Here is a 10,815-nt window from a genome sequence, read left to right on the forward strand (position 1 = left end):
AACGCTAATAGACCAAAAGCCATTAAACTTGTCAGCACCGACAATGTGACCGCTAACCAGGTTTGAGTCGCCCCTGAGGTTTCTGTCAAAAAGATTCCCATATCAATGCCAATACCTAACACCAGAATTAAGGCCATAAAATGAAACAAATTCACGTCAGGTAGCACAGCCATTAATATCGCTAAAGTAAAGAAGGAGGCTAACATGGGCGGCAAAATAATTCGCCAAGTGGCGTTTTTATAACGCCAAAATAAAATGGCAAAAACACCAATATAGGCCAAACACATCCACAACATAATTTGTTGTCGATAATCCTGCATCAAGTTTGAAATGGCATCGACCTGATCCACTAAAATCAGTTTTGGCACCGTCGCTTGTAACTGCACTAATGCCTGTGCTGATAATGAGTTCGAGGAGGCGAGACTGATAACTGTCGCTAAACCGGCTTGTTCTGACTCAATAATCGGTGAGGACAGTAATCCCCCCTGCTCATCTTTTCTATCAGGTGTTAAGCGGTTCAGTTTGTCATTATCAAGTTTATGCCAAGCTTGCCCAGTCATCTGCTCGGAAGCGTTCAGCAATTTATATAGCGAACTCAATTCTTGCTGGTATAAGCGTGCCACTCGTTGACTATTATTAGTCTGTGTTTTCTTCGATGGCACCGATTCCGAAAGCATGCGGTAATGAGAAATTTGACCTTGTTGCTGTAGCCTTTCTAATACGGGTTTGAGTTGCTCTTCTTGTTGTAGACAGAGTTCTATTTGCTCGCAGGGGTTTAACAAAAACTGTGTACTACTGTTAAGACCTAAAGCGTGTTGGACATATTGCTCTTGAGCTAGCAACTCAGGGGGAGATGTTTGTAATAGCCGGATATCATCTTCTGTTTCGCCATAAAACACACTGGTTGCAGCGGCAATAGTAAGGAAAATTAAGAGAATACGGACAGAGAGATTCTGATCAACACTTGGTAGTTGTTGTTGCCAATGATAAATCTTATTGCTCAATCGAGTCGTGCTGGTTGGCAAACGTTTTGTTAATAATGGCAACCATAACACCACGGTTAACCACGCTGAAACCAGTCCAACGATAGAAAAAAGTGCCATCTGTCGAAGCCCTGGGAAAGGGGTAATCGCTTGAGCAGCATACGCCAAAACACTTGAAAGCAGACCTAATGTTAGTCCTGGCAAGATATGCGAAATAACATCTCGCCGTTGCTGTCGTTCACATAAAAAATGCAGTGCATAATCAATCGCCACACCGATTAAGCCCGCCCCAAAGGCAAATGTCACGATATGTACGCGTTCAAACACCAAAAACGCTACTGATGAGGCCACGATTAAGCCAATAAAGACAGGGAGTAATAATAAAATGACACTATAAAATCGTTTAAACACCCACCACATCAGCAGCACAATGCCGAGCAGCGAACCGATACCTATCGTCGACATTTCTTTTTGTGCTTGCTTGGCACCAGCATCGGCATGAACCAGTAAACCAGATAGCTGCAGGGAAACACCTTTATCTTCCAACTTGTCTTTTTGCTGCCCATAAACACCTAAAACCGCTTTCTGGGTAGCCATCGAAAAAGCATCATCCGCTAAGTTCACTATCATTAGATAGGTATCATTTTTTTCTGTGAGCTTTAGATAATCATCTTCTGAAGTGACCTTAATGGGTGATTCCAACTGCTCTAACCACGATGACATCAGACCAAAAGGGTCATCAACCAGCGAATGTCCACCAAGACTCACGGGATTCAAAATGCGTGACAATGCTCGTTGTTTAACGATATCGCTTTTGTCAGTATCAATAAGTGCGACTAACTCATCTGTCAGCAAACCATAACGATAAGGGTAAAGCGTCTGTTGATAGTGTGTGAGCGTGGAAGCTTCAAATTGTGACAGCACAGAACTGACTTGTGGCAATGCACGAAGAGAATCCGCCAGAGCTGTCGAAGACGCTTGTCTGATTTCTTTATCCGATGCTGTCACCAGAATAAGTAGTCGCTGAGAAAACTGCCGCCCCATCTGCTCAGAAGCGGCTTTAACGAGAGGCTGCTGCTCGGATTGTGGCAACAGACTCATCATACTGGTATCTAATACTGGCCGATTAACGGCTGTAATACCTATTAGCAGTAGGACAACAAGTAGCCAAACCCAAGCCAAGAATTTAAAGAAGTTGTTCATCAGTGCGACTGCGATAATTCACTAAATGTAATATGTGTTTTATCACCATTATGTTCGTTCAATGTGACTTCTCTAAGCCATTTATCTCCTGATAACTCCACACTGCTGACAACTTGTTTTAAGGTCTGTTTTTTGGGCGTTAAGGTCACATGCCACTGCTCACCATGCTGTTCACCATTGGCATAGAAAAACTCGGCTAAGTCGTGCCATTGCGCGGTTAACACAGCAAAAAAGATGTTACTCAGGATCTGAACTGAGGGATTTTTATCCGTTTTGATATGCAAAATTTCATTATTTCCCTGACGGCTGACAATATCATCAGGTGTCATTGTCAGTTCATTTTCTATCGGTGTTTCAGTCATCCAATGGATGAACTGATGACGTTGGTATTCAAATCTCCCTTGGGACGTTAAGGTAGTATCAAACTCGACAATCTGCTTCTGTTGCTCGAACCGCCCCTGAAGAGAGGCCGGAGAATCGGTGAGTTTGGCAAGTAAGTCGTAAGATAATTCTGCCTGTGCGGAAAAACTAATGAACAGCATCATGAGCATAGAGAGTCTGATCATGCTGTCACCCCAATTTTTTCAAATAAAATAGCGGGTGAGACAAATAACATTTCATTATTTGACATATCCACGGCGACTTGTACGGTATAGCCTTTGGTCAGTCTTTGCCCTGTAACCAAGTCATCAATCTGATAGTTTATTTTCAGACGATTCTCCCACTCCACCAGCGTTGCTATCACCTTCACTTTTTGTTGAAACTTTAGTGGGTGTGCATAACGAATACGTAAATCAATCACAGGCCAGGCATACCCTGACTGTTCCATTTCCGGATAGTTATATTCAATTTTATCCAATAAGGCACAGCGAGCAATTTCAAAATATTTCACATAATGACCGTGCCAGGCAACGCGCATCACATCAACATCGTGAAAAGGGACTTCAATAATCGTTTCTACCTGAATCACTGTTGCTCCTCAGTTTGCTGAGTTTGTGGTGTCATTTTTTGCCAAAACGGATAAAAATTAAACCATTGCAGAGGGGCAATATGGCAATAATGAGCCAATCTATCAGCATATTGTTGGACAGTATTTGTTAATAAAGCCTGCCGTTGCTGGCGAGTAAAAGATAACTTTTCAGAAAATAACTCTGTGTAGATGTGATACATCTTGTCTTGCTTAAGGCAAAACATCAGATAGACCGGACACTTTAATAAACTCGCTAATAGAAAGGCGCCTTGAGGCAAAGCCGCTTGTTCACCTAAAAAGGTGACTTCAGAGACTCGTTGCTGCCCAGTGACCGGTGTTCTATCACCAGCAATAACAAGAAACTCTCCAGCTTCAACACGTTCAGCCATCATCATGGCAAAGGCCGGGCTCATATCAGTCACTTGATACATCTTAACCTGTGTCGTATTGCCTACCTTTTTCATTAAGGCATTAAATTTTTCAGCATGTTGGGTGTAGACCAGCAAGGTCAATTTCAAATTCGGCTGTTGATGTGCCAATGCATTACAGACTTCGGTATTCCCCAGATGGGATACCACAATAATACCGCCCTGCTTTTGTTCAATAGCCGCTTCAAACTGACCGTCACTATGAAAGCGTACATCTTTGAGTTGAATACGTCCCATCCATGCCAGTAATTTATCCAGCAGAATGTCAGCAAACATAAGAAAGTGTTTAAATGACGATAACCTACCTAAGTCAGGATAGGTCTCGGTTAGTCGTGATAAATAATGTTGTGAAGCTTTTCTAGCTTCTCGACGGGTTAAATAATAGTAAGTCATCACCGGAAATAAGCAGAGACGAAAAGCCCATCGACCAAAGACCCGATAACAAAATAATAGAATCTGCATGCCGATGACCGTCCCGGACTCGGCCACACGCGACCAATGCGAATTATTGACCATCACGTTTACGCCATAATAAACACGGCATACGCCACAACATGCCAAAAAACAGCCGTGTATGCATGAGCGTAATCAAACCATTATCCTTCCATAAAAGAAAGTGAGAAACACCATCCAGCGGATAATGCACTTTCGTCGGTAAATTAGTGACTTTCTGATAACGCCATAGCCATCTGACGATGACTTCCGGATCAAAGTCCATACGGTTACCACAGTGAGAAAGCAGCGTTACAGTCTGTTGCAGCGGATAAACCCGAAACCCACACATACTATCTTTAATGCTAAAGGATAAGGTATTAATCCAGATCCATATATGAGTCAGATAACGACTGTATAAACGTATTTTAGGCACTGATTCATCATACTGAGGGTAGCCAGTGATAAGCGAGTCTGGCTCACTTTCTGCTGCTTGAATAAAGCGGGTAATATCTGCCACATCGTGTTGACCATCCGCATCGATTTGCAATCCATGTGAATAGCCATTATCCAACAACCATCGCAGACCCGCCTTCACCGCGGCGCCTTTACCGCCGTTCACTTCTAGGCGAAGCAAACTTAACTGATGCGGAAACTGTTCAGCAAGAGCAATCAATGTTTGCTGACAGGGTATATCACTGCCATCATCCACCAATAGAATAGGCAATCCAGAGGCCATGACTTGGGCCACAATCGTCCCAATCGCATGTTCATGGTTATACACTGGGATCACAATGGCAGGATTAAAGATATACTCAGGCATAACAAACCTTTCCGCTTGAGTGAACGCCCTTCTCAGAGGAAAAACTGAAACTCAATTTCTGCTTGGAGTGGTCATAACTTAACGATAAGCTGACTACACTTCCGGGCAGGATCAGTTGTTGAAACTTAATCGCTTCCAGTCGATGGAAATGACCAGAAATATTAAGATATTTTTGTCCGAGCTTGGCTGCCCAGTGCAATTGCACAACGCCAGGTAAAATAGCCTGCTGTTGAAAGTGCCCATCAAAATACAGAAGCTCTTCAGGTATGCGACAGCTGAAATCCGCCGCCTGTTCACTCACAGTTTCAGCTTCAATGATAGGCCAAACTGTATCGGGCTTATCAAACAATGCTGTGAGCGCATTCATGGTTAATTTTCCTTGTGTATTCACTGGCATCGCCTCAATAAAACGCCAGCGTCTCGGCAATAAAACAGGCTCAAACTGATCGGCTAATGAGTGTTTCATGCTTTTTATAAGTGCTTTTCTTCCCTGAGTGATGAGCTGCTGCTGACCGCTCTCAGATAACACGGCCACCACGGCTGTTTCTGTACGCTTTCTGCTCAAGAGTATGGCTCTTGCTTCAGCAATCCATGGGTGCTCTATTACTGCATTGGCTAATTCAGTCAATGAGAGGCGTTTTCCCTCGACTTTCACGATAGGGTCATGCCTGCCTAGCAAAGCAAAATCACCCTGAGGATCAAATTCAATATGATCAGCTAATACATATGAATTTCCACCCTGAACAAATCTTACTTCAAGCCCACCCGTCTCCACTGTCTTTAACTGAACATGAGAAAGTTTATGCCACAAAGCATCGTGCTCAGTATCTTGTTGACAGCGCCAAGCGATGGCCCCGGTTTCAGTACTGCCATATATCTCCTTAACTCGCACATCGAGATAAGCAGACACATTCATACTCTCGGTTCGGGTTAATGGTGCGGCTGATGAATAAACCTCAACACAATTATTTTTTACTAAATTCCAGTCCTGCTCGGCATTCATTCTTGCTAGATGCGCCGGGCTGGAAATCAAACAGAATCGTCCGTACAACGAAGCAGAACGGATCAATTCCTCAGGATACTCATGTAACTTCGCGCTAAATGCCTGCTGATAGCAAAAAGGTCTTAATAAACGAAATATCACGCCATACATATGCTGATGTGTGACTGTAGCAAGCACCACTTCAACGTCTTCACATGAAAGACAATCCAATGCGGCTATTTCTCTATCTAGCGCCTGTAGAGATTTATCAATACATTTCGGCTGCCCCTGCGAACCGGAAGTAAATACCTGTAAGGCAATCAAGTCAGTACTGGCTTTCTGCCACTGCCATACCTCGTGATGCTCATCGCTTGGCTGGGCAAACGTATTTTGCTCAAACTCCCCAACAAAGCCATCGACATGGTGTTGAAGTCTGGCAACCGTTGCAGGAAGCTTGTCAGCAGAAAGGCATACCGTCCGTTCTAATTGCCATAGCGCTAGCATGATAGCCAGACACTCAAACGCATCTGAGTGATAGACGGCCCAGTATTGTCCTTCATGTTCTTTAATACTTGCTATCCAGGCGGTAACACGTCGTTTTAATTCTGCACGATCCCGCTTTCTGTCACCATCGATAGCGATCACGACATCATCATTATCTTGCCACCAGCTAAACAAACTATAAGGAATCGTCATTGTCGCCTTACTCTTTGTCGAATAAGCCATTCAACACTGAACATGACAGCGATAAGCACATAAGCAATCACGCCGTTATATAACATCCAGGCTTGGGATGACATAAAAAAGACGGTGATAAAAGCGATTATCGCATTTAAAAGAAAAAAGACACTCCAGGCGATAGTGACCTTCCGAGTATAGGCTACCCCTTCTGCCGGTAAATCAGGTTCTCTGAGTTTCGCCAGTTTTTCAATCACTGACTCCTTGGCATGTAAACTCATCACAAATACGGTAAATAAGCTCAGGTTGATCATCACCGGATATAGTTTTAATGCGGTACTCGTTTCACTGAATAAGACAAGACTCACGAGCAAGGCCACCATCAGCGTAAGCATGAGTCGCTCCTGCCACAAAGTGGCGAGCCAGAACCGACTCAGTAATAAGAGCCCCAAAAAAACAATTAATGTTTGATAGTGATTACTGTGTAAGCCCCAAAACACAATAAACGGATAGGCGATAGATAACAGGACAGAAAACAGCCTGATAGCAGTCATCATTGCTCGTTATTCAATAACTTATCTACTTGCTCAACAATATCCTGAACGGTACGAACCATTTTAAAATCGTCTGGCTGAATTTTTTTCTTGGTCATTTTTCTTAACTCGATAACAAGATCAACCGCATCAATACTATCGATATCCAAGTCTTCATATAAATTCGATTCAGGGCTGATATCTGCTGGCTCGATTTCAAACAGCTCCTCAAAAACCGCCACTACTTTTTCGTATATTTCTTGCTGACTTTTCATGATGTTGTTCTATTTTGTTCTATGTTCTTCAACCAGAGCAGCTAAAGCACTCACACTGGCAAAATGTTGCCTTGTCTCTTCCGAGTCTGACTTAAGTTTAATGCCATATTGCTTTTGTAGCGCTAAACCAATCTCCAGTGCATCAATCGAGTCGAGTCCAAGTCCATCCACAAATAAGGGTTCGTCACTGTCGATATCCTCAACATCGATATCTTCCAGATCGAGGCTGTTGATAATCATTAATTTTATTTCATTATGCAGTGCGTTCACGCAATCCTATCTCCTCATTAAAATACTGACTTAACGCAGAGGTTAAGTTTCTTGCGGCAACAGAAGGTTTATCCTGTTTTATAAAATCGGTAATAGCTATCGGCTCTGCCACTGTAATCTTGAAATGTGGCTTGCTATCAGGGATTTGGTACCAAGGTTGTCCTTTGGTCAACGTGACAGGCTGACAATCAATTAAAACCGGGGTAACGTCAACTTGAGTCCTAACTGCAACATTGGCTGCACCACGCTTTAAGGTTAATACTTTTCCAGGAATTGAACGTGTTCCCTCAGGAAAAATAATCAGCACATCACCATGTTTAAACGCAGCTTCAGCCGCTGCAATCACATCGTCCACGCTATCATCATTAACAATGTAGCCAGCGGCTTTCAGTGGGCCTCGCGTGAACGGATTACGCATCAACGCACTTTTTACCACGCAGTTTGCTTGTGGGATCAGAGAGATCAGAAAAACGACATCTATCAAAGTCGGGTGATTGGCTAAAACAAGCTTGGCTTCCTTTAATCGATCAATATCTTCAAGCTCATATGAAAGGATGCCCATGCTTTTCATTAATCGAATATAAACCCGAAAGCTATGATGAATAAAGGCTTTGCCTCGTCTTTCTCTGCGCTGTACATCTCCAGGCAACAGATAAATAACAGGAATGACGACCAACGGAATGATAATTCCGCCCAAGCCAAAGAGTAAGAAACTAACAGCTGTTGCTAATAATCGCCAAAGTCGCTGCACATTTCTCACCGTTCTAACCTTCTAACACGCCAACAACTTGCTGCTGTGGTGAGCTTAATCTCTTGCTGATAGCTCATTAACAGCGAAATAAAATCAAACAGTCCTTGCTCAGAACTGAATGAAGAATCAAATGTGGGTTCACGTGCAAACTCTATGGCTGAATCAAGGGTTTCATCATGACTGACAATAAAGGCAACGGCCACAGGAAAAGGTAAACTTTGAGAAAACCGTTGATAAATATCGGGTAATGGTACGTCATAGATAACACATAACACCTTGCCATAGACTTCTAGCTGTGCAGCAGCCTCATGCAATGTGCTCAGTACTAAATTTTCAGTACTGGCTATCGCTGTAATAGGAGCAACATCCTGACGAGCGATCGACAACAATCCGCCTACCGCATTATGCACAGCCAGACTGAAACTGGTTGGTGATAAAGGCTCACTGTTACCAATATCTTTTAATAATGATAATGTCAGCGGCGTATCACCATGACGGGTAGCGAAGATCGTAGAAATCCCCTGTTTACTCTCCATCAGGTTAAACGTGGCTTTCGCAGCAATTTTACCCAGCGTCGTAAAACGACGACGCAACAAAGCCGGTACTTGTTTTATCTGGATAGGTGTATTTTCGGATGGTTTGCTATCAATATCATCAAACCACTTCATCCATGCGTCTGTATCTTCCATGCCAGGTGCCAAGGCGGACCATGACTCCAACTTCAGCTTAATCAATGAGTCAACCTCTGTGATGTCATGCGAGTCCGTTCGGTTAGCGTTTGTGTCTAACGTTTGTCATAAAGTAATCAAGTGTTGGAAGAATTCTACTTTCATCATTGATATATGCAAGAAAAAACATGGAAATTGTAGTAAAACAGCCGATGAACTATACTGCTCGCTTTTTACACATGGACGTTATCTCATGAAAAAAGTCTTTTCGATATTGATTCTTGCCACTATGGTGTTATCTAGCCAAGCATTTGCTCGAGATACAAAACACCTTTTTTCAATCAAAGAGGCAATGGAATCGGCTGACTTCAAAGAAAAGCTGGACCCCACCATTCGCTTTATTTTTGGTCAACCAGCAGATACAAAAGTCCTTGAAGACAAAGGTAACTTCGTAAGCAATAAAAAAACGAACGCCTTTAATAAAACCGACAAAGAGGCGTGTGAATGGGTTCTCCTCAGTGCACTACTCTCATTCCAAGATAGAGTCCGAGCTGAAGGTGGTAATGCCGTTATAAATATAGAGAGCTATTACAAAAAGAACGCATTTATCAGCACAAGCGAGTATGAGTGCCATGCAGGCGCTATTATCGCTGGCGTCGCTTTGAAGGGTGATGTCGTTAAACTTGCTGAATAAACACCTACACTTCCCTCAACTCTGGTTAGCCAACCTTGAGGGCAGTTCAGATTCTCTTAATTCAGATTTTTTAGACGAATCGAGTACTCAAAGATATCACCGACTATCCTCCCCCAAAAAGCGACAACAATTTTTATTAAGCCGATGGTTAATTAAATACGCCGTTAATCATCTGTTTGGTATTCACTTTGAGGATGTGGTTATTGATGACAACACGGATACCTGTCCCAAACTCCCCCAATTAACCAGCCCCTTCTTTTGTAGCCTGTCCCATAGCCATGACTGGGTAGCTATTGTGTTTGCAGACTTACCATGTGGTGTTGATATAGAAATTAAGAAACCACGTAACAATATGATTGGCATGGCCAAAAGTTTTATGTCTGAGAGAGAATATGAACTTTACTCCTCAAACACATCTCAAGATTATTTTTACCAATGCTGGTGCATAAAAGAAGCGTTTTATAAATCTCTGCCGAGATCAACACAATTCAAAACACCTTTCCATACTATTGATACTGGGAGGTTGAGCCAGTCTCCTAACTGTACTTTATCTTCATTCACATCTGAGCAATATCAGCTCGCAGTCTTTATCTCATCCACAATAGAAATAATGGACGCTTATTTAGTTACGCCCCCAAGCAATGCCACTCAACCTTTTACATCCACAAGTCCAATGATTGTTAACTGGGAGCAACTCCCCATACGCTCTCTTTATAAATAGTTTGCTCTAAGATACTCCCCCTACCATCGTTACTTGTCTGAGATTCCAATCGGCCATTATTTTTGGAAACTAGTGCAATTAGTTCCTTTTTTTGACTGTTAGTCTTTCCCTACCCCTTGGGGATTATCAAACATGATTTTGTGTTTGGTAAATGATGACTTATAGAAAAACCTTCTGTTTTTTTATACGTCAGCGTTTGGTAAAGAAGTGGCGACTTCAGCTTCCGCTTACTTCTATATCTTAAGTTTGAAGGGAAAAATGATGAAAAAAACAACAATATCTCTGGCTTTAATGTCAGTTGCTCTACCCATGACAAGTTATGCAGATGAATTGCTTTCTATGCAAAAAGACCCGAATGAGTGGGTGATGTCAGCAGGTAACTATGAAAATCATCGCTATAGTGA

At 42.6% G+C, this 10,815-nt stretch carries 13 protein-coding genes; 2 read left to right on the plus strand and 11 right to left on the minus strand.

Going from position 1 to position 10,815, the window contains the following annotated elements; all coding sequences use genetic code 11:
• The 11 genes from B4K20_RS04665 to B4K20_RS04715 all read right to left on the minus strand — a co-directional run.
• Positions 1–2,186 (minus strand): MMPL family transporter (locus B4K20_RS04665; RefSeq protein WP_289282044.1); only part of this gene is annotated, 2,186 nt, incomplete at its 3' end.
• Positions 2,186–2,752 carry an outer membrane lipoprotein carrier protein LolA gene (locus B4K20_RS04670; RefSeq protein WP_286303656.1) on the minus strand — a complete coding sequence of 189 codons (567 nt, stop codon included), beginning with the start codon at positions 2,750–2,752 and terminating at the stop codon, positions 2,186–2,188. The genes B4K20_RS04670 and B4K20_RS04665, both read right to left, overlap by 1 nt.
• Complete coding sequence (locus B4K20_RS04675; protein WP_286303655.1) at positions 2,749–3,156, minus strand: acyl-CoA thioesterase; 408 nt, start codon at positions 3,154–3,156, stop codon at positions 2,749–2,751. The genes B4K20_RS04670 and B4K20_RS04675 overlap by 4 nt, the downstream gene beginning before the upstream one ends.
• Positions 3,153–4,046, minus strand: a complete 894-nt coding sequence (locus tag B4K20_RS04680; RefSeq protein ID WP_289282045.1) for a hypothetical protein — start codon at positions 4,044–4,046, stop codon at positions 3,153–3,155. Before B4K20_RS04680 ends, B4K20_RS04675 begins: the two co-directional genes overlap by 4 nt.
• A gap of 43 nt (positions 4,047–4,089) precedes the next feature.
• A complete protein-coding gene (locus B4K20_RS04685; RefSeq protein WP_289282046.1) occupies positions 4,090–4,839 on the minus strand; it encodes a glycosyltransferase family 2 protein in 750 nt (249 codons plus the stop codon).
• Complete coding sequence (locus B4K20_RS04690) at positions 4,832–6,517, minus strand: AMP-binding protein (protein ID WP_289282047.1); 1,686 nt, start codon at positions 6,515–6,517, stop codon at positions 4,832–4,834. The genes B4K20_RS04685 and B4K20_RS04690 overlap by 8 nt, the downstream gene beginning before the upstream one ends.
• On the minus strand, positions 6,514–7,056 hold the full coding sequence (locus B4K20_RS04695; RefSeq protein ID WP_289282048.1) for a hypothetical protein: 543 nt from the start codon (positions 7,054–7,056) through the stop codon (positions 6,514–6,516). The genes B4K20_RS04690 and B4K20_RS04695 overlap by 4 nt, the downstream gene beginning before the upstream one ends.
• Positions 7,053–7,307 (minus strand): acyl carrier protein, encoded by a 255-nt coding sequence (locus B4K20_RS04700; RefSeq protein WP_289282049.1) that lies wholly within the window; start codon positions 7,305–7,307, stop codon positions 7,053–7,055. The genes B4K20_RS04695 and B4K20_RS04700 overlap by 4 nt, the downstream gene beginning before the upstream one ends.
• A 9-nt stretch (positions 7,308–7,316) precedes the next feature.
• Positions 7,317–7,577 (minus strand): phosphopantetheine-binding protein, encoded by a 261-nt coding sequence (locus B4K20_RS04705; protein WP_289244491.1) that lies wholly within the window; start codon positions 7,575–7,577, stop codon positions 7,317–7,319.
• Positions 7,561–8,328 (minus strand): lysophospholipid acyltransferase family protein, encoded by a 768-nt coding sequence (locus tag B4K20_RS04710; RefSeq protein WP_289244492.1) that lies wholly within the window; start codon positions 8,326–8,328, stop codon positions 7,561–7,563. Before B4K20_RS04710 ends, B4K20_RS04705 begins: the two co-directional genes overlap by 17 nt.
• A 5-nt stretch (positions 8,329–8,333) precedes the next feature.
• Entirely contained in the window at positions 8,334–9,017 is a 684-nt protein-coding gene (locus tag B4K20_RS04715) for a beta-ketoacyl synthase chain length factor (RefSeq protein ID WP_289282050.1), read from the minus strand.
• Positions 9,018–9,249: 232 nt separating this feature from the next.
• On the opposite strand from B4K20_RS04715, the gene B4K20_RS04720 reads away from it, so the two are divergent.
• Both B4K20_RS04720 and B4K20_RS04725 read left to right on the plus strand, forming a co-directional pair.
• Positions 9,250–9,690, plus strand: a complete 441-nt coding sequence (locus B4K20_RS04720) for a hypothetical protein (protein ID WP_289244494.1) — start codon at positions 9,250–9,252, stop codon at positions 9,688–9,690.
• Positions 9,668–10,411 carry a 4'-phosphopantetheinyl transferase family protein gene (locus tag B4K20_RS04725; RefSeq protein WP_289282051.1) on the plus strand — a complete coding sequence of 248 codons (744 nt, stop codon included), beginning with the start codon at positions 9,668–9,670 and terminating at the stop codon, positions 10,409–10,411. The genes B4K20_RS04720 and B4K20_RS04725 overlap by 23 nt, the downstream gene beginning before the upstream one ends.
• Positions 10,412–10,815: the final 404 nt, after the last annotated feature.

Source organism: Methylophaga sp. UBA5088 (assembly GCF_002414625.1).
GTDB classification, from domain to species: domain Bacteria; phylum Pseudomonadota; class Gammaproteobacteria; order Nitrosococcales; family Methylophagaceae; genus Methylophaga; species Methylophaga marina.

What these genes read in the sequence shown, in the direction of transcription:
- B4K20_RS04715 (WP_289282050.1), bottom strand. Translation starts at nt 9,017, where the DNA reads ATGGAAGATACAGACGCATGGATGAAGTGGTTTGATGATATTGATAGC.
- B4K20_RS04680 (WP_289282045.1), bottom strand. Translation starts at nt 4,046, where the DNA reads ATGCAGATTCTATTATTTTGTTATCGGGTCTTTGGTCGATGGGCTTTT.
- B4K20_RS04725 (WP_289282051.1), top strand. Translation starts at nt 9,668, where the DNA reads ATGTCGTTAAACTTGCTGAATAAACACCTACACTTCCCTCAACTCTGG.
- B4K20_RS04685 (WP_289282046.1), bottom strand. Translation starts at nt 4,839, where the DNA reads ATGCCTGAGTATATCTTTAATCCTGCCATTGTGATCCCAGTGTATAAC.
- B4K20_RS04670 (WP_286303656.1), bottom strand. Translation starts at nt 2,752, where the DNA reads ATGATCAGACTCTCTATGCTCATGATGCTGTTCATTAGTTTTTCCGCA.
- B4K20_RS04700 (WP_289282049.1), bottom strand. Translation starts at nt 7,307, where the DNA reads ATGAAAAGTCAGCAAGAAATATACGAAAAAGTAGTGGCGGTTTTTGAG.
- B4K20_RS04690 (WP_289282047.1), bottom strand. Translation starts at nt 6,517, where the DNA reads ATGACGATTCCTTATAGTTTGTTTAGCTGGTGGCAAGATAATGATGAT.
- B4K20_RS04695 (WP_289282048.1), bottom strand. Translation starts at nt 7,056, where the DNA reads ATGATGACTGCTATCAGGCTGTTTTCTGTCCTGTTATCTATCGCCTAT.
- B4K20_RS04720 (WP_289244494.1), top strand. Translation starts at nt 9,250, where the DNA reads ATGAAAAAAGTCTTTTCGATATTGATTCTTGCCACTATGGTGTTATCT.